Source organism: Intrasporangium sp., assembly GCF_030452765.1.
Classification (GTDB): Bacteria; Actinomycetota; Actinomycetes; order Actinomycetales; family Dermatophilaceae; genus Intrasporangium_A.
In genome coordinates this window covers 1-18,591 of record NZ_JAKDLO010000085.1, presented here as the reverse complement: position 1 = coordinate 18,591, position 18,591 = coordinate 1, and the positions used below count along the sequence as shown (strand labels likewise).

The window sequence follows — 18,591 nt, the reverse complement described above, 5'->3', positions numbered from 1 at the left end:
TCATCGGGATGTGGGTGTCCTCCGGCTCGCCGCTCGTCGCCGAGATCTGCGCCGGTGGCGGGGTGGTTGAGGACGGCCGCAGCCACACCCGAGTCCTCGATCGTCTCGTTGCGGTAGAGCAACGCCGAGGCCCACCGCAGGTCGACATCATCCGGGCGGACCGGGTTGCCGCCGTAGACCATGCCACCCATCGCGGCGTTGTCGCTGATCGTGTCGACGATCGTGCGGCCCTGCATCTCGATCCGGGACGAGAGGATCTCCAGCGCCGGCACGACGTACTCGGTGGCCCGCAGCACGTCGAAGACGGTGGCATCAGCACCCGAGACGGGCGCGGACAGGACGAAGGCGAGCTCGACCTCGATCCGTACGTTCGAGAACCGGTCGTGCTCGATGACCGAACCGTTCTCGAACACCATGTCGGCGAAGATCGCGCCGTAGTCGGGCTCGGTGATGCCGGTCGCCTCCTGCATGACCTTGCTCGTCAACCCGATCTTGCGACCGACGGGCCGGCGCCCGTCGGCGACACCGCGGCGGCGCCATTCGTTCTGGACCGCGTAGGCGTCCTCGACCGTCATCTCCGGGTGCCGCGCGGTCAGCAGGGGCACCATCCGGCGGTCTCGTTCCGCGTCGGCGAGCTCGTCGGCGATGGTCGTGATGACCTCGCTGGGCAGCATCGCTCCTCCTGTTCTTCGTCCTCGGTCGGCAGGGTGCTCAGAGCTGGTGGCCCAGCTTGTACTCGCCCTGCTTCCAGCTGGGCAGCTCGTCGGGGGCGTCGCCGCTGCGGGTGTAGGAGAACCCGTCCGCGCCGATGGTCGCAGTCAGCTCGGAGGCCTCGGTGCGGGCCACGACCGGCTGTGGGTTGCCGTCCAGGTCGAGCACGAGCGAGGCGTCGGTGTACCACGACGGCACGACCGGGTTGCCCCACCAGTCACGACGCTGGTTGTCGTGCACGTCCCACGTGACCACAGGGTTGTCCGGGTCGCCGGTGTAGTAGTCCTGCGTGTAGATCTCGACCCGGTGGCCGTCGGGGTCGCGCAGGTACAGGTAGAACGCGTTGGAGACGCCGTGGCGGCCGGGTCCACGCTCGATGCAGTCCGACATGCGCAGCGCGCCGAGCTTGTCGCAGACCGACAGGATGTTGTGCTTCTCGTGGGTGGAGAAGGCGACGTGGTGCATCCGGGGCCCATCGCCACCGGTCATCGCGGTGTCGTGCACCGTCGGCTTGCGACGCATCCACGCGGCGTACACGGTGCCCTCGTCGTCCTGGATGTCCTCAGTGACGCGGAAGCCGAGGTCCTGCATGAACTTGGTCGCCCGGGGCACGTCCGGGGTGACCTGGTTGAAGTGGTCGAGGCGGGCCAGGGCGCCGGGCGTGTAGAGGTCGTAGCGCCACGCGAGCCGCTCGACGTGCTCGACGTCGTAGAAGAACTCGTAGGGGAAACCGAGCGGGTCCTCGACACGAACCGAGTCGCCGAAGCCCTTGGTGAAGCCCTGGGTGCGGCGCTCGACCCGGCAGCCGAGCTCGGTGTAGAACGCGACGGCCTTGTCGAGCTCCTCGGGGCTGCGGACCCGGAAGGAGAAGGCGGCGATGGCCGCGACCGGACCCTTGCGGAGCACGATGTTGTGGTGGATGAACTCCTCGAGGGTGCGCAGGTAGACGGTGTCCTCGTCCTCCTCGGTCACCACCAGGTCCAGCACGTTGACGTAGAAGTCGCGCGAGCGCGCCAGGTCGGTGACGACGATCTCCATGGAGGCGCAGCGCAGGATGTCGGGCGGAGCCGCCTTCGGGGTGGGCACCGGGTTGTCGGAACGGATGGGGGCCTCCTGCGAGACGTAGAAGCCCGAGGAGGTCAGGGTCCGGTCGGTCGTGCTCATGTCAGCGTCCTTGCTTCGATGTGATGGGTGATGGATGGGATCGGTGTGGATCAGCGAGGGTCCGGGTCGTCGACGTCGGTGATGTGGTGCTCGTTCTTGCCGAAGGTCGGGTTGTGCACCGCACCGAGGGTGATGTGCACCGCCTGCTGCTCGGTGTAGAAGTCGATCGACCGGTAGCCGCCCTCGTGTCCGAGGCCGGAGGCCTTGACGCCACCGAACGGGGTGCGTAGGTCGCGGACGTTGTTCGAGTTGAGCCAGATCATGCCGGCGTCGACGGCCTGCGCGAAGTTGTGCGCCCGCTTCAGGTCGTTGGTCCACACATATGCGGCGAGGCCGTACCGCACACCGTTGGCGAGGGCCAATGCCTCCTCGTCGGTGTCGAAGGGGGTGATGGCCACGACGGGACCGAAGATCTCCTCCTGGAAGATCCTCGCCTCCGGCTTGACGTCGGCGAAGACGGTTGGTGCGACGAAGTTCCCCGCGTCGAAGCCCTTGGCGCGACCGCCACCGGCGACGAGCCGGCCCTCGCCCTTGCCGATCTCGATGTAGCTCATCACCTTCTCGTAGTGCTCCGGGTGCACGAGCGAGCCGACCTCGGTGTCCGGGTCGTTCGGGTAGCCGACGACGACCCGCTTGGCCTGGGCGGCATACCGCTCGACGAACTCGTCGTAGATGCCGCGCTGGACGAGGATCCGGCTGCCGGCGGTGCAGCGCTCGCCGTTGAGGGAGAAGACTCCGAAGATCGTCGCGTCGACGGCTGCGTCGAGGTCGGCGTCGGCGAACACGACGGCCGGGCTCTTGCCGCCGAGCTCCATCGACAGACCCTTGAGGAACGGTGCGGCGTTGCCGAAGATGAGCTGGCCGGTGCTGCTCTCACCCGTGAAGGAGATGAGCGGCACGTCAGGGTGCTTGACCAGGGCGTCGCCTGCGTGCTCGCCGAGCCCGTTGACGAGGTTGAACACGCCCTGGGGCAGGCCTGCCTCCTCGAAGATGCCGGCCCACAGCGAGGCCGACAGCGGCGTGAACTCGGCCGGCTTGAGCACGACGGTGTTCCCGGTGGCCAGGGCCGGGCCGAGCTTCCACGACTCGAGCATGAACGGCGTGTTCCACGGGGTGATGAGCCCCGCGACGCCGATCGGCTTGCGGTTGACGTAGTTGACCTGCCGCCCCGGCACCTTGTAGGTGTCGTCGGCCTGCGCGACGATCAGGTCGGCGAAGAAGCGGAAGTTCTCGGCGGCCCGGCGGGCCTGCCCGAGCGCCTGGGTGATCGGCAGGCCCGAGTCGAAGGACTCGAGGGCCGCGAGCCGGGCGTCGCGGGACTCGACGATGTCGGCGATCCGGTGCAAGATCCGCGAGCGCTCCCGCGGCAGCATCCGCGGCCACGGGCCGTCGGCGAAGGCCCGACGAGCGGCGGCGACGGCCCGGTCGATGTCGGCCTTCTTGCCGGCCGCAGCCTGCACGTAGGTCTCGTTCGTGACGGGGTCGAGCACCTCGAAGGTGTCTGCGTCGACGGAGTCGACGAACTCACCGTCGATGTAGTGCTGGATGCGCTCGGGCAGGTCGTCGGGCACACGGTTCTGCGTGGTCAAGGTGGTGGCGGCGGTCATGGGCTTCCTCCGGGTTCGGTGTGGGTCAGATGATCGGGAGGTCGGCGGCCTCGTGGTCGTGTTCATGGGAGAGGTAGGCCCTCAGCGTCGCGGAGCGGTGCCGGCGGGCGGCATCCTCGATCTCGTCGAGCGGTGCCGACCGCTCGATGAGGCGCAGGATCAGCTCGTGCTCGCGCACCGACTCCAGCGCACGTCCGGGCACGAAGGAGAACGTCGAGGTCCGCAGGCCCCCGAGGCGAGCCCACTCGGCGTTGACGAGCTCCAGCAGTCGCTGGTTGGGACACCGCGCGAAGAGCCGGGCGTGGAAGCCCTGGTTCAGGGCGGTGAACGCCGACGGGTCGAAGTAGTCGAGCTGGGTGATCATCCGCTCGTTGATCCGGCGGGCCTGTGCGACATCGTCTGCGGTGATGCGTCGCGCGGCCAGTGCCGTGGCCGCGCCCTCCAGCACGGCCAGCGCCTGCATGCTGAAGGTGTACTGGGTGTCGTCGACCATCGACACCCGCGCCCCGACGTTCCGCTCGAACGTCACCAGACCCTCGGCTTCCAGCTGCCGGATCGCCTCACGGACCGGCACGACACTCATGTCGAGCTCGTTCGCGATCGTGGAGAGGACGAGCCGGTAGCCCGGCGTGAAGTCGCGGTCGGTGATCCGTTGCCTGATCCAGTCGTGGGCGATGCGGGACTTGCTGGTCCCCGCGGTCCCCCTGGAGCCCGTCGCCGTCCCGGTCATCACGTCTCCTTCCCGGCGCGCTCGGCGTCATACCGGGCCTGCCACTGCTCGTTCATGGGGAACAGCCCGTCGAGGGGATGGCCCTCGGCGACTCGTGCCACGACCCACCCGTCCGACTCCTCCTGGCCGAGGGCTGCGTCGGCGACCTCCTCGGCGACGGCGGGCGGGATGACGATGACCCCGTCGGCGTCACCGACGATGATGTCGCCCGGCTGCACGGTGGCGCCACCGCAGCTGATCGTGAGGTCGGTGTCCCAGGGCACGTGCTTGCGTCCGAGGACCGCGGGATGCGCCCCAGCGGCATACACGGGGATGCCGGTCGCCGCGACCGGGTCGTGGTCGCGGACCGCGCCGTCGGTGACGATGCCGGCCGCCCCGCGCACCCGCGCCCGGATCGCAAGGACGTCGCCGAGCGTGCCGGCGCCGTGCTCCCCGCGCGCCTCGATGACGATGACCTCGCCCGGGCCGACGGCGTCGAAGGCCCGCTTCTGGGCGTTGTGCCCGCCGCCGTGGCTGCGGAACAGGTCCTCCCGGTTCGGGACGAACCGAAGGGTCTTGGCGGTGCCGACGAATTTGCCCGACCCGGCCAGCGCTCGCACCCCGTCGACCGCGACGTTGTTCAGGCCGCGCCTGCGCAGCTGGGACGACAGGCTCGCGACCGGGACGGCCTCGAGCTTGTGACGCAGGGCCTCGCTCAGCGTCGTGACGGCACCGGTGTCATCTGCTGCCGGCAGTCCGGCCGCCTCGCGCGACCCCCAGGCGGCGATCCGCTGGGCGTCGTCGACACCGGGCAGGGAGCCGAGCGTCTCGTCGTAGTCGTCACCCTCGTGCTCGGCCACGGTGGTGACGAGTCGGCCCGAGCTGGCTCCGCTCGACGGGTCGTCGACCTCGACCTCGACGACGTCACCGGGGACGACGACGGACGACCCGGCCGGAGTGCCGGTGAGGATCACGTCGCCGGGCTCGAGGGTGAAGTGCTGGGAAAGGTCTGCGACGAACTGCGCGAGCGGGAAGATGAGCCCTGCCGTGGTGTCGTCCTGGACGAGCGTGCCGTTGACCCAGGTGCGCAGCCGCAGCGCACCGGGCTCGAGGGTTCGCGCGTCGATGAGGGCGGGCCCGATCGGGGTGAAACCGTCACCGCCCTTGGAGCGCACGTTCGACCCCTTGTCGTTCGCGCGCAGGTCGTAGAGGCCGAAGTCGTTGGCCGCGGTCACCCACGCCACGTGGGCCCAGGCGTCGGCAAGGGAGACCTGTCGGGCCGGCGCTCCGATGACGAGGGCGATCTCGCCCTCGAAGGCGAGCAGCTCCGTCCCGGCCGGGCGCTCGATGGTGCTGCCCGACGCGGACACCGAGCTCGACGGTTTGAAGAAGTAGGAGGGCGCCGCGGGTCGGCGGCCCCGCTGGTCCGCCCGGGATGCATAGCTCAGGTGGACCGCGACGACCTTGCCGGGGCGGTGGGGCAGCGCGGCGAACCGGGGGTCCGCGGCATCTGTCTGAGTACTCATGAGCCTCCTTGCTCTTGCGTTGTATCTAAAATCGTATATGATGATCGTCATCGGAGCAAGTGCCCCCGCACAGACAAGCACATCCCTCACGCCAGGGCGCCCCGAGGACAAGGACGTCGAAGCGACACAGGAGTCAGCACACCCATGAGCATCACCTCACCCCCCGGGGCCAGCCCCGTCGACACACCGAGCAGCCGGCGCGACCAGCGTCGCGTGATGATGGCCACCGTGGTCGGCACCACCGTCGAGTGGTACGACTTCTTCATCTATGCCGCAGCCGCGGGCCTGGTCTTCGGAGACCTCTTCTTCGCGCCCGCAGGCGACCAGTTCGCCCAGATCCTCGCGTTCATCACGGTCGGGATCAGCTTCCTCTTCCGCCCGGTCGGGGCCTTCCTCGCCGGTCATCTCGGCGACAAGTACGGCCGGCGTCTCGTGCTGATGCTCACCCTGATCCTGATGGGGATCTCGACGACCCTGGTCGGCCTGCTACCGACCCACACGAGCATCGGTCTCGCGGCACCGATCCTGCTGATCCTGCTCCGCATCCTGCAGGGCATCTCGGCCGGTGGCGAATGGGGCGGCGCCGCGCTGCTCGCCGTCGAGCACGCCCCGACCAAGAAGCGTGGGCTCTTCGGCGCGGCCCCGCAGATCGGCGTGCCGCTCGGCCTGCTCCTGGCCTCCGGCGTGATGGCCCTCATGGCACAGATCGCACGTGGCCCGGCATTCCACGACTGGGGCTGGCGCGTTCCGTTCCTGCTGTCCGTCGTGCTCATCTGGGTCGGCTACTTCGTGCGGCGCCGCGTCGAGGAGAGCCCCGTCTTCACCGAGATCGCCGAGCGCAAGCACCAGGCCAAGATGCCGATCGTCGAGCTGTTCCGCAAGCACTCCGTGCTCGTCATCGTCGCCGCGCTCGTCTTCGCCGGCAACAACGCCGTCGGGTACATGACGACGGGCGGCTACATCCAGCGCTACGCGACCGACCCGAAGGGTCCCATCGGACTGGCCACCTCCCCGGTGCTCTGGGCCGTCACCGGCTCCGCGGTGACCTGGCTCGTCGCGACCTTCGTCGGGGGATGGCTCTCCGACCACCTCGGTCGCCGCCGGGTCTACGTGCTCGGTTGGATCCTGCAGCTCGTCGGCGTCTTCACACTCTTCCCGCTCGTCAACATGGGCAGCGTCGGCTCGCTCTTCCTCGGCCTGGCGATCCTGACCATCGGGCTCGGCTTCACCTACGGCCCGCAGTCCTCGCTCTACACCGAGCTCTTCCCGGCCAGCATCCGGTTCTCGGGAGTGTCGATCTCCTACGCCATCGGGGCGATCCTCGGCGGGGCGTTCGCGCCGACCATCGCCCAGGCCCTCGTCCAGGCCACCGGCGGCACCAGCGCGGTGACGTGGTACCTGACGGGGATGACGCTGGTCGGCCTCGCCGCTACCCTGCTGCTGCGCGACCGCACCGGCATCCCACTCGGCCCGGACCACGAGGCCGAGCAGGCAAACGGGCACTTCCACGGACAACCACGGGCGTACGCCAGCGCCTCAGCCAACTGACGGACGGGATATAGAGACATGATGCAGTTCCACCACCACGGATACGTTTCCGCAGACCCCAAGGTGCGCGCCGCGGCCGGCACCGGCATCGACCGCCCGTCCGAGCTGCCCGACGAGGTCGACGTCCTCATCGTCGGCAGCGGCCCCGCGGGCATGGTCCTCGCGGCCCAGCTGGCGCAGTTCCCCGACGTCACGACGCGAATCATCGAGCGCCGGGACGGTCGGCTGGTGATCGGGCAGGCAGACGGCATCCAGGCTCGCAGCGTCGAGACCTTCCAGGCCTTCGGCTTCGCCGAGCAGATCATCGCGGAGGCCTACCGGATCACCGCGATGAACTTCTGGACCCCCGACCCGGCGAACCCCGAGAACATCATCCGCACCTCGCGGACGGTCGACGACGAGCACCACATCAGCGAGTTCCCGCACCTGATCGTCAACCAGGCCCGCGTCCTCGACTACTTCGCCGAGGTCGCGGCCAAATCCCCGACCCGCACCAGACCCGACTACGGCCTCGAGTTCGTCGGGCTGACGATCGGCGACGGGGACTACCCCGTCGAGGTCACCCTGCGGCATACGGCCGGTGAGCGCGAGGGCACCGAGCGAAGCGTCCGCGCCAAGTACGTCGTCGGGTGCGACGGCGCCCGCAGCCTCGTGCGTGACTGCATCGGGCGCACCATGAGCGGCAACCAGGCCATGCACGCCTGGTCGGTCATGGACGTGCTGGCCGTCACCGACTTCCCCGACATCCGCACCAAGTGTGCGATCCAGTCCGAGCACGGCAGCATCCTGCACATCCCCCGGGAGGGCGGCTATCTCTTCCGGATGTACGTCGACCTCGGCGACACCCCCGAAGGCGATCACGGCGCGGTGCGGCACACCACCGTCGAGACCGCCATCGCCAAGGCCAACGAGATCCTGCACCCCTACACCCTCGATGTCCGCAACGTCGCCTGGTACAGCGTGTACGAGGTCGGACACCGGGTCACCGACAAGTTCGACGATGTCCCGACCGACCGCGAGGGGCAGCAGACTCCCAGGGTGTTCATCACCGGCGACGCGTGCCACACCCACAGCGCCAAGGCCGGTCAGGGCATGAACGTCTCGATGCAGGACGGCTTCAACCTCGGCTGGAAGCTCGGTGCGGTGCTCGAAGGCCGCAGCCCGGAGGCGCTGCTCGCTACCTACTCGGCCGAGCGGCAGGTCATCGCCCAGAACCTCATCGACTTCGACAAGGAGTGGTCGACCCTCATGGCCAAGAAGCCGGAGGAGTTCGACAGCCCAGAGGCGCTCAGTCAGTTCTACGTGGACACGGCAGAGTTCCCGGCCGGTTTCATGACACAGTACGAGCCGTCCCTGGTCACCGGCGAGGCGACCCACCAGGGGCTGGCCGAGGGCTACCCGATCGGCAAGCGCTTCAAGTCCGCGATGGCCAACCGCGTCGCCGACACGAACCCGATCCACCTCGGGCACCATGCCCGGGCCGACGGCCGGTGGCGGATCTACGCGTTCGCCGACGCCGACGGCTCGGCGCTCGACACGTGGGCGCAGTGGCTCGCCGAGTCGGACGAGTCCCCGGTGGTGCGCCACACCAAGCCGGGCGCCGACCTCGACTCCGTCTTCGACGTCAAGGTCGTCTACCAGCAGGACCACACGGCCATCGACATCGGCCAGGTCCCGCAGGTGTTCCTGCCGCGCTCCGGGCCGTTCCAGCTGATCGACTACGAGAAGGTGTACGCAGCCGACCCGACGGACGACATCTTCGACGCCCGCGGAGTCGACCGGGGCGGCTGTGTCGTCGTCGTGCGGCCCGACCAGTATGTCGCTCACATCCTGCCGCTGTCCGCGACCGACGAGCTCGCGGAGTTCTTCGCGCAGAACATGCTGGTCCAGGCTCCCGCCACCGCCGACGTGTGACAGCCGTGTGACCACCGACGTGTGACAGCCCTGTGACCAGCGACGACAAGGGAGTCGAATGACGAACAACCACGAGGACGAGCTGCTGGCCGGCGTGCCGGCCGGGCTCCTCATCGGGGGCGAGTGGCGACCGGCCGAGGGCGGCAGAACCCTCGACGTGTCCGACCCAGCGACCGGCAAGGTCATCGCCCAGATCGCCGACGCGTCGGTGGCCGACGGGCAGGCTGCCCTGGACGCAGCGGCGGACGCGTTCCCCGCGTGGGCGGCCACGCCCACGCGGGAGCGGGCCGAGGTGCTGCGCCGTGCCTTCGACCTGCTGCAGGAGCGCGCCGAGGACTTCGCGCTGCTGATGACGATCGAGATGGGCAAGCCCTTGGCCGAGGCGCGCGGCGAGGTCGCCTATGGGGGCGAGTTCAACCGGTGGTTCAGCGAGGAGGCGGCACGGGTCCAGGGACGCTACGGCGCCAACCCCGAGGGCACCGGTCGGATGATCGTGTCCCAGCACCCGGTGGGGCCGTGCTACCTCATCACCCCGTGGAACTTCCCGCTCGCCATGGCGACTCGTAAGATCGCGCCTGCCTTGGCGGCGGGGTGCACCGTGGTGGTCAAGCCGGCGACACAGACCCCGCTGACAACGCTGCTCTTCGCCGCGCTGCTCGCCGACGCGGGCGTGCCGGCCGGGGTCGTCAACGTCATTACGACCTCCTCGGCCGGCCCGGTGTCGGAGTCGATCATCCGCGACCCTCGGCTGCGCAAGCTCTCCTTCACCGGCTCGACGCCGGTCGGGCAGCGGCTGTTGGCCCAGGCCGCCGAAGGCGTGCTGCGCACCTCGATGGAGCTCGGCGGCAACGCCCCCTTCGTCGTGTTCGACGATGCCGACCTCGACAAGGCGGTCGCCGGGGCGATGAGCGCCAAGTTCCGCAACGTCGGCCAGGCCTGCACGGCGGCGAACCGCTTCATCGTGCACCGTTCCGTCGCCGACGAGTTCGCCCGACGAGTCACCGAGCAGGTCAAGGGCCTGGTCATCGGTCGTGGCACCGAGCCGGACGTGACGATCGGCCCGCTCATCGACGACCGCGCGGTGACCAAGACGGCGGCGCTGGTCGACGACGCGGTCAGCCGGGGAGCGACCCTTCGCGCCGGGGGACGAGCGGTTCCCGGCGCCGGGACGTTCTACGAGCCGACCGTGGTCTCCGACGTGCCCGAGGGCAGCGACCTCCTGCGGGAGGAGATCTTCGGTCCGGTGCTCGCGATCGTGCCGTTCGAGGACGAGGACGACGCGGTCCGGATCGCGAACGACACGGAGTACGGGCTCGTCTCCTACGTGTACACCGAGAACCTCGCGCGCGGCCAGCGCATGATCGAGCGACTCGAGACCGGGATGATGGGCCTGAACATGGGCGTCGTGTCGAATGCGGCGGCACCCTTCGGCGGCTGGAAGATGTCTGGTCTCGGTAGGGAGGGCGGCACCGAAGGCATCCACGAGTACCTGCAGACGAAGTACACCCTGACTGCGGACCCATTCGCCTGAGACTCTGCGCTCCTGCCACCCGGACCGACGCTGCGCATCCAGCGGGCAGTTGCGTCGTCGCTCGGGGTTGCTGCACTCTCGATGCGAAGAACTGCACTCTCGATCAGCATTGCTGCACTCTCGATGCGAAGAACTGCACTCTCGATGTCGGTGAGCGTGTAGCCTACGTCGGCCTATTGCGGCGCCGCAGTTAGTGCGGTTAGACTGGGGGATGACCACCCGATCCCGAGCCACTGTCCTTGCCGACTCGGTCCGAGCCGCCGAGGCGGCCCTCGGTCGCGTCGACCCAGAGTCGCCGGGGGCGGCGCTGCCGCTGCTCCGAGAGGCGCAGGAACACGTCATCCGGGCGGTCGACGAGGCGATGGCCGCCGCGGTCACGACAGAGGGAGCGACGATCCGGGCGGCGGGTCACCTCGCGGGACTCACGGAGAACGCCGTGGGACCGCGCCTGGCGCGCACGAGGCTGCTGGCGGCATACCAGTCTGATACTGGTCGCGTCACCGCATCGGGAGTCGAGCGCGCCCGCTACGACCTCGAGGAGGGGCGGCACCGTACGCCCGACGACGAGCCCGAACCGATGCGCTTCCGCGCGCGCCGCAGCACCTGACGCGGGTCACCGCGTCAACGACACCGAAGGGAAACCCCCGTGACCGACCCGAACCTCACCCACATCTACTTCCTGCTCGACCGGTCCGGGTCGATGCAGTCGATCAAGTCGGACACCGAGGGAGGCTTCGACGCCTTCATCGATGAGCAGCGCCAGGCAAGCGGGCAGTGTCGCGTCACGCTCGCCCAGTTCGACGACGAGTACGAGCAGGTCTACCGCGACATCCCGGTCGGCGAGGTCCCGCCTCTGCAGCTGCACCCGCGTGGCCGGACGGCGCTGCTCGACTCCATCGGGCGGCTCATCGGCGATGCCGGTGCCCGGCTGGCGGCCCTGCCCGAGCCCGAGCGTCCTGCCACGGTCATCGTCGGCATCATGACCGACGGCCACGAGAACGCGTCCCGTGAGCTCACGCATGCCCAGGTCAAGGCGCTCATCGAGCAGCAGTCGCAGGCCTACCAGTGGCGCTTCCTCTACCTGGGTGCCGACCAGGACGCCATCGAGGTCGGCGCGAGCATCGGCGTCGGCGCAGCGAACTCCATGACGTATGCGCGTGGCCGGGTCGCGGCCGCGATGCGGGCCACCTCTGGGAACATCAGCCGCACCCGGGCCGCGGCGGCCCGGGGTGCCAGCCGTGAGGAGCTCGAGGCGCTGCTGGCCTTCTCGGCGGAGCAACGCGGCGCGGCCGGGGAGTAGACCCGCTTGAGTGCGGGTGCCCACGAGGGAACCGGGGGTGAGCGGGCCCGGGGCCAACGCGCCCTGGGGGCGTGAGGACCCAGTCCGTATGTCGCTCGCCGGGCGTGGGCGCACCGGGTCGCGCGACCGACGGCCGATCCCGTCACCAGACGGCACGCCAACCTCAGTGGGGGTACCCCACTCGGGAGACGGGATGATCGCGTCATGGACTTTGTGGAGGCAATATCCATCGCTGCTGCCGGAGTCGCGGCGGGCGCGATCAATACCGTCGTCGGCAGCGGTTCCCTCGTCACGTTCCCGGTGCTGCTGGCCTTCGGCTACTCGCCCGTGGTGGCCAACGTGACCAACACCGTCGGCCTGGTCCCGGGCTCAGTCACCGGTGCGGTCGGCTATCGACGCGAGCTGGCCGGTCAGGGACAGCGCGTGCGGCGCATGGGGCTGGCCTCACTGGTGGGGGCCATAGTCGGGGCGGCGCTGCTGCTCGTGCTGCCTGCGGCGGCCTTCAAGGCGATCGTGCCGGTCATCATCGGTCTGGCCATCGTGCTCGTCCTGCTGCAGCCTCGACTCAATCGGATGCTCGAGCAGCGCCGGGCGCCGTCCAGCGAGGGCGGTTGGGTGGTCACCCTCGCGGTGTTTGCCACCGGCATCTACGGCGGCTACTTCAGTGCCGCCCAGGGCATCCTCTTGCTCGCGGTGCTCGGCCTGGGCCTGCCAGAGACGCTCCAGCGCGTCAATGGCCTCAAGAACGTCCTCCAGCTCATCGTCAACGTCGTCGCCGCCGCCGTGTTCGCCGTGGTCGCACATGTGGCCTGGGCCCCGGCCGGCCTGATGGCGATCGGTGCCCTGATAGGGGGCCTACTCGGCGCCCACTACGGTCGTCGACTGTCGCCCACGGTGCTTCGCGCGATCATCGTCGTCATCGGGGTGGTCGCAATCTTCATGCTGGTTTGACCTGAGCACGTACCGGGATGACCTGCAGCGTTCGCGATTCGGCGCCATCCTCCAGCGTGGGCAAATGACGGACACTGGAAAGACCGGAGTCGTCGCAGTCGGAGGCAACGTTCTGTTTGCCGGTGGCGGGCCCGCAACTATCGCCGAGCAGTTCGAGGCAGCACAGGGACTCGCCAAGCAGGTCGTCGGGCTGGTGAAACGGGGATGGCGGGTGGTGCTGACCCACGGCAACGGACCCCAGGTCGGCTACATCCTGCGCCGCTCCGACCTCGTCGCCGAGAGCGCACCAGAGCTGCCCCAACTGGCACTGGACATGCGTGTCGCCGACTCGCAGGGCAGCCTGGGCTACATCCTCGGCTCGTCGCTGCAGAGCGCGCGGGCCACGGCCGGTCTGCCACAGCAGGTCGTCGCGATGCTGACGCACACCGTTGTGGATCAAGGCGACCCAGCCTTCACCCACCCGACGAAGCCGATCGGCAGCTTCTACGACGAGTGGAAGGCCAGTGACCTCGCCGCGCAGCACGGATGGGTCGTCGCGGAGGACTCCGGCCGTGGCTGGCGGCGACTCGCCTCACCGAGGCCGATCCGGATCGTGGAGTACGAGGCGATCAAGACCTTGGCCGAGGCAGGCTTCCTCGTGGTCGCGGTGGCAGCGGGGACGATGCGGGTGCCCGTGGTGCCGTCCAGCGCGTCAGGCAGCTTGCCATGGGACCGACGACCATGTGGTCGTGGTTCGGCGAGAACGCGATCTGGCCGTCCCTGGCCATCCGCTCCGCCGACTCGGGATCGTCCGCCCAACCCTCCAGCAACGTGGCCCCGACGATCCCTGCCCGCATCGGCCCACACATCTCCTCGAGGGGGCTCGGGGGTCCGGCATGGAGCAACAGGCGCTCCTCATCGAGCTCAGGCAGCACGTCGCCGGCGCGGGCGACATCCGCAGTACGACGGGGCCCGATGCCTGCCGATGCCTGCCGATGCTACCGGCCGGTTCTGGTTCGTGCGACTGGCACGAACTGCACGCCGCGCCTCGCTTCTGGCTAGGAGGCGTTGATGGCCTTGACGCGTTGGGGATCCCGGGCTGCCACCGCGAACCGCTGCCGCATCACGGCAACGGTGAGGAGGGAGGCCCAGGCGGCCGTGACGACGAGGTGGGCGACTTGGCTGATGTCCCGGGATGCGCCGACGGCATCGAGCAGGACACGCAGGTTCGTCACGACGATCAGGCCCCCGACGCCGCTCCCGAGGACGGGCGCAGGGAGGCGGCTGACGAGCCACGCGGCGGCCGGTGCGGCGATGACTCCGCCGGCGAGCAGGACGAGGACGTAGCCGAGGTGGATGCCCGCGGTGCCGAGGCCGACGAGGAAGGCAATGCTGGCCGACGCGGTGACGAGGAACTCGGACGTGTCGACAGAGCCGACGACGGTGCGCGGTGCGGTGCGACCAGCAGACAGCAGCGTGGTGGTCGAGACCGGACCCCAGCCCCCACCACCCGTGGCATCGATGACGCCACCGAGGAATCCCAGTGGGACGAGGAAGCGACGTCGGTGCGGCGAGGTCGTCGCCCGAGCGATCACGGGTGGACGGAGCGCGAAGCGGGCGAGGATGTAGGCCCCGAGGAGAAAGAGCACCCCACCCATGACCGGTGCCGCCGCGTCCGTCGCGAGGTGGGAGAGCAGGGTCGCACCGAGGAAGGCGCCTACGGCTCCAGGGACGCCGAGGCGCAGGACGAGCCGCCGGTCGACATTGCCCAGCCGCCAGTGGGCCACTCCGGATGCGAGGTTGGTCCCGAGCTCAGCGAGGTGGACCGAAGCGCTCGCCAGCGCCGGCGTCAGACCGACGGTTAGCAGCAGCGAGGCGGAGGTGGCGCCATACCCCATCCCCAAGGCCCCGTCGACGAACTGAGCGAAGAAGCCGACGACCCCCAGCACCAGTAGCGTGCTCACCGGACGTCCTCGACGTCGTGTGCCAGGCGCACGACGTCGCCAACGACGATGACCGCGGGCGACTCGATTCCGCGCTCGACCGCTCGGTCCGCGATGGTGGCGAGCGTGCCCGTGGTGGTGCGCTGGGTGGGCGTCCACCCGCATTCGACGATCGCAACCGGGGTGGCGGGTTCGCGGCCGTGCTCGACGAGCAGGGCTGCCGTCTGGTGGATGCGGGCAACCCCCATGAGCAGCACGAGGGTGTGGGCGGGACTGGTCGGCAACGACGGGATCTCGGCGTGGCCGGTCACGACGGTGAAAGCGCGGGCCAGGCCGCGGTGGGTCAACGGGATGCCCGCTGCGGCCGGGACCGAGACGGCGCTCGTCACCCCCGGGACCACCTCGACCGTGACGCCTGCCGCCTCGCAGGCGAGGCGCTCCTCGCTGCCGCGGCCCAAGACGTAGGGATCGCCACCCTTGAGCCTTACGACGGCGCGACCGAGCCGGGCCTGCTCGACGAGGATCCCGTTGATCCGCTCCTGCGGGATCGGGTGGTGTCCCGGTGTCTTGCCTACGTCGATGACCTCAACCGACTCGGGAAGCCTGGCCACGAGTCCTCGAGGGGCGAGGCGGTCGACCACGACGACATCGGCGCTGCGGAGCAGTTCGTGCCCGCGGGCGGTCAGCAGGCCGTCGGCCCCGGGCCCGCCTCCGACGAGGGCGACCCAACCGGTGCTATGCCGGGCGCGATGGCGGCGCAGGTCGAGCTTGCCTGTGGCGATGAGCTGTTCGACGCTGTCGCGGACGGTGCGTGCCAAGCCGGGGTCGCCGCCGGCGTGCGCTGCCACGGTGACCGTGCCGTCGGGCGTGTGGACGCGGGTGCGTGCCGGGACGCCGGCCCGGGTCGTGCCCGCCGATGTCGCGTTGATGCACCAGACTCGTTCCACGTCGGCATCGGCTGCGACGGCCTCGTCGACAGCACGGTCGCCGGTGGCGGTGTGCACGAGCCAGGCACCACGCAGGTCGGAGGGCCCGGCGTAGTCACGGACGTGCCACGCGATGTGACCGGCGTGGACGAGGTCGAGGAGGTCCTCGCACAGGTAGGGCGCGATCACTCGCACCTGGGCGCCCTCCTCGACGAACGCCGCGACCCGCCGGGCTGCCACCGGACCTCCACCGACCGCGACGACCAGGCGGCAGGTGAGGTCGAGGACGAGGGGCAGCCCGACTGGGGTAGGGGCAGCGCCGGGAGAGCGGAGCTCCCGGTGCGTGCACTCTGGCTCGGAAGTAGCGCACACTCGATCCGAATTGGTGCACACTCGATCGGGGAGAGGGGTCATGAGCTCGGCCCCTGCCCCGGTTCACGAGCCTCTGCGGCAGGCGTCGTCGCCATGCCGGCTGCGACCGTGCGACCGTCGTGTGCGTCGACGAGCAGGAAAGCGCCACCTCGACGCGACACCGCGTAGTCCTCGACGGGCACCGGCAGCGCGAGCCGCAGCGTGATCCGCCCGATGTCGTTGAGCGAAAGGGACTCCGCAGGAACCAAGTACAGGTCGTCGAGGTCGAGCCGCCCCGCGACGGTGCGGACGATCGCCTGCACGGTGCGGGCGCCGTGCTTGAGCAGCAGCCGGGCGCCGGGTCGCAACGCGATGTCCCCGAGCCAGCACACGTAGGCCTCGACGTCCCTGGTCGGTCGCGGCGCATCGGCTGCCGTGGCGATGACATCCCCCCGGGAGACGTCGAGGTCGTCCGCGAGCTCGACGGCCACCGACTGGCCGGCGACGGCCCCCTCGAGCCGGCGCTCCCCCACGGCGATCCCGGTGATCCGGGTGCGCAGCCCAGCGGGCAGGACGACGACCTCGTCGCCGATCCGGAGCGCCCCAGACGCGACCTGGCCCGCGTAGCCGCGGTAGTCGCGGTGCGCCTCGTCGCGTGCGGCGCCCTGCGGCCGGATGACGAGCTGGACCGGTAGCCGGAAACCCCCAACCGATCCGTCGTCGGAGGGCGGCAGGGTCTCGAGCAGCTCGAGGAGCGACGGCCCGTCATACCAGGGCGTGCGCGGGGACCGCTCGACCACGTTGTCACCGTCGAGCGCGGAGACCGGAACGGCCAGGGCATCGGTGACGCCGAGGTCACCGGCGACCTGTTGTACGTCGGCCTCCACGGCCCGGAAGGCGTCCTCGGAGAACGCGACGAGGTCGATCTTGTTGACCGCGATCACGACGTGCGGTACGCGCAGGAGGGCGGCCACGGCGAGATGGCGACGCGTCTGCTCGAGGACGCCCTTGCGCGCGTCGACGAGCAGGACGATGACGTCGGCGGTCGACGAGCCGGTCACCGTGTTGCGCGTGTACTGCACGTGCCCGGGGCAGTCGGCCAGGACGAAGGAACGCGTCGCCGTGGCGAAGTAGCGGTAGGCGACGTCGATGGTGATGCCCTGCTCGCGCTCGGCCCGCAGCCCGTCGGTGAGCAGGGCCAGGTCCGCGGCGCCGAGCCCCCGGTCCCGGGACACCTGCTCGACGGCGGCGAGCTGGTCGGTGAGGACGGACTTCGTATCGTGCAGCAGGCGCCCGACGAGGGTGGACTTGCCGTCGTCGACCGAGCCTGCGGTCGCGAGGCGCAGCAGCGTGGTCGTGCCGTGCAGCTTGCTCATCAGAAGTACCCCTCCTTCTTGCGGTCCTCCATCGCGGCCTCGGAGATCCGGTCGTCGGCGCGGGTCGCCCCGCGCTCGGTCAGCGTGGACGCGGCGACCTCGCGGACGATGTCGGCGTTCGTCGCGGCTTCGGACTCGACCGCCCCCGTGCAGGACATGTCGCCGACCGTCCGGTAGCGCACGATGCGCCGCTCGACCGGCTCACCGTCGCGCGGCCGCGACCACGGCCCGACCGCGAGCCACATCCCGTCGCGGTGGAAGACGTCTCGGTCGTGGGCGTAGTACAGCGGCGCGAGCGGGACGTCATCGCGCTCGATGTAGCGCCAGATGTCGAGCTCGGTCCAGTTGCTGATCGGGAAGACGCGCACGTGCTCGCCGGTGCGGTGCCGGGGGTTGTAGAGGTTCCACAGTTCGGGGCGCTGGTTCTTCGGGTCCCACTGACCGAACTCGTCGCGCAGCGAGACGATCCGCTCCTTTGCGCGCGCCTTCTCCTCGTCGCGGCGAGCGCCGCCGAACACCCCGTCGAACCGGTGCTCCGCGATCGCCTCGAGCAGGGGAAGCGTCTGCAACGGGTTGCGCGTGCCGTCGGTCCGTTCGCGCAGCCGCCCGTCATCGATGTAGTCCTGCACCCTGGCCACCTCGAGACGCAGCCCCAGCCGCTGCACCGTGGCGTCGCGGTAGGCGAGCACCTCGGGGAAGTTGTGCCCGGTGTCGACGTGCAGCACGGGGAACGGGATCGGCGCAGGCCAGAACGCCTTGTTCGCGAGGTGGAGCATGACCATGGAGTCCTTGCCGCCGCTGAAGAGCAGCGCCGGGCGCTCGAGCTCGGCGGCGACCTCGCGGATGATGTGGATCGACTCAGCCTCGAGGACGTCAAGCAGCCCCAGCCGACGATCGTTGTCGTATGCCGCTGTGCCGGCCGCCGGAGTTCCGTTGCGTTCCAGCGGTGGCGGGTCGTCAGGCCTGCGCGAGGCGGAGGTGAACGCTCGATCACGACTACTGCACTCTCGATCAGGGGAAGTGCACTCTCGATCAGGGGAAGTGCACTCTCGATC

Annotated in this window: 16 protein-coding genes; 7 read left to right on the top strand and 9 right to left on the bottom strand. The window is 69.7% G+C overall.

What is annotated here, in order from left to right:
• From L0H79_RS12105 to L0H79_RS12085, 5 genes are all read right to left on the bottom strand, one after another.
• The coding region (locus L0H79_RS12105) for a 2-oxo-hepta-3-ene-1,7-dioate hydratase (RefSeq protein ID WP_301484865.1) at nt 1-674 on the bottom strand (674 nt) is incomplete at its 3' end.
• A 37-nt stretch (nt 675-711) separates the two neighbouring features.
• Nucleotides 712-1,875, bottom strand: coding sequence for a 3,4-dihydroxyphenylacetate 2,3-dioxygenase (gene hpaD / locus L0H79_RS12100; protein ID WP_301484864.1), 1,164 nt, complete (start codon nt 1,873-1,875; stop codon nt 712-714).
• Between the two features lie 50 nt (nt 1,876-1,925).
• Complete coding sequence (gene hpaE / locus L0H79_RS12095; protein WP_301484863.1) at nt 1,926-3,482, bottom strand: 5-carboxymethyl-2-hydroxymuconate semialdehyde dehydrogenase; 1,557 nt, start codon at nt 3,480-3,482, stop codon at nt 1,926-1,928.
• Between the two features lie 25 nt (nt 3,483-3,507).
• Nucleotides 3,508-4,212 (bottom strand): GntR family transcriptional regulator, encoded by a 705-nt coding sequence (locus L0H79_RS12090; RefSeq protein WP_301484862.1) that lies wholly within the window; start codon nt 4,210-4,212, stop codon nt 3,508-3,510.
• Nucleotides 4,212-5,717, bottom strand: coding sequence for a fumarylacetoacetate hydrolase family protein (locus tag L0H79_RS12085; protein ID WP_301484861.1), 1,506 nt, complete (start codon nt 5,715-5,717; stop codon nt 4,212-4,214). Before L0H79_RS12085 ends, L0H79_RS12090 begins: the two co-directional genes overlap by 1 nt.
• A gap of 144 nt (nt 5,718-5,861) precedes the next feature.
• Here L0H79_RS12085 and L0H79_RS12080 point away from each other — a divergent pair, with 144 nt between their 5' ends.
• From L0H79_RS12080 to L0H79_RS22230, 7 genes are all read left to right on the top strand, one after another.
• The gene (locus L0H79_RS12080) at nt 5,862-7,265 is read left to right on the top strand and encodes an MFS transporter (RefSeq protein WP_301484860.1); all 1,404 of its coding nucleotides are present in this window, start codon (nt 5,862-5,864) and stop codon (nt 7,263-7,265) included.
• A gap of 21 nt (nt 7,266-7,286) precedes the next feature.
• Nucleotides 7,287-9,179: an FAD-binding monooxygenase gene (locus L0H79_RS12075; protein WP_301484859.1), complete on the top strand. Its 1,893-nt coding sequence runs from the start codon at nt 7,287-7,289 to the stop codon at nt 9,177-9,179.
• Between the two features lie 58 nt (nt 9,180-9,237).
• Nucleotides 9,238-10,710 carry an NAD-dependent succinate-semialdehyde dehydrogenase gene (locus L0H79_RS12070; protein ID WP_301484858.1) on the top strand — a complete coding sequence of 491 codons (1,473 nt, stop codon included), beginning with the start codon at nt 9,238-9,240 and terminating at the stop codon, nt 10,708-10,710.
• Nucleotides 10,711-10,921: 211 nt separating this feature from the next.
• Entirely contained in the window at nt 10,922-11,317 is a 396-nt protein-coding gene (locus L0H79_RS12065) for a hypothetical protein (RefSeq protein WP_301484856.1), read from the top strand.
• A 39-nt stretch (nt 11,318-11,356) separates the two neighbouring features.
• Nucleotides 11,357-12,010 (top strand): vWA domain-containing protein, encoded by a 654-nt coding sequence (locus L0H79_RS12060; protein WP_301484855.1) that lies wholly within the window; start codon nt 11,357-11,359, stop codon nt 12,008-12,010.
• A 204-nt stretch (nt 12,011-12,214) separates the two neighbouring features.
• A complete protein-coding gene (locus L0H79_RS12055; protein ID WP_301484854.1) occupies nt 12,215-12,961 on the top strand; it encodes a sulfite exporter TauE/SafE family protein in 747 nt (248 codons plus the stop codon).
• A 64-nt stretch (nt 12,962-13,025) separates the two neighbouring features.
• Nucleotides 13,026-14,012 (top strand): hypothetical protein, encoded by a 987-nt coding sequence (locus tag L0H79_RS22230; RefSeq protein ID WP_367652466.1) that lies wholly within the window; start codon nt 13,026-13,028, stop codon nt 14,010-14,012.
• Here L0H79_RS22230 and L0H79_RS12045 read toward each other — a convergent pair.
• The 4 genes from L0H79_RS12045 to cysD form a co-directional block, all read right to left on the bottom strand.
• The gene (locus L0H79_RS12045; protein WP_301484852.1) at nt 13,999-14,904 is read right to left on the bottom strand and encodes a sulfite exporter TauE/SafE family protein; all 906 of its coding nucleotides are present in this window, start codon (nt 14,902-14,904) and stop codon (nt 13,999-14,001) included. The two genes, L0H79_RS22230 and L0H79_RS12045, sit on opposite strands and share 14 nt — an antisense overlap.
• On the bottom strand, nt 14,901-16,106 hold the full coding sequence (gene cobA / locus L0H79_RS12040) for a uroporphyrinogen-III C-methyltransferase (RefSeq protein WP_301484866.1): 1,206 nt from the start codon (nt 16,104-16,106) through the stop codon (nt 14,901-14,903). Before cobA ends, L0H79_RS12045 begins: the two co-directional genes overlap by 4 nt.
• 113 nt (nt 16,107-16,219) lie before the next feature.
• Nucleotides 16,220-17,536, bottom strand: a complete 1,317-nt coding sequence (locus tag L0H79_RS12035) for a sulfate adenylyltransferase subunit 1 (RefSeq protein WP_301484851.1) — start codon at nt 17,534-17,536, stop codon at nt 16,220-16,222.
• On the bottom strand, nt 17,536-18,591 hold a 1,056-nt coding region (cysD, locus tag L0H79_RS12030), incomplete at its 5' end, for a sulfate adenylyltransferase subunit CysD (protein ID WP_301484850.1). The genes cysD and L0H79_RS12035, both read right to left, overlap by 1 nt.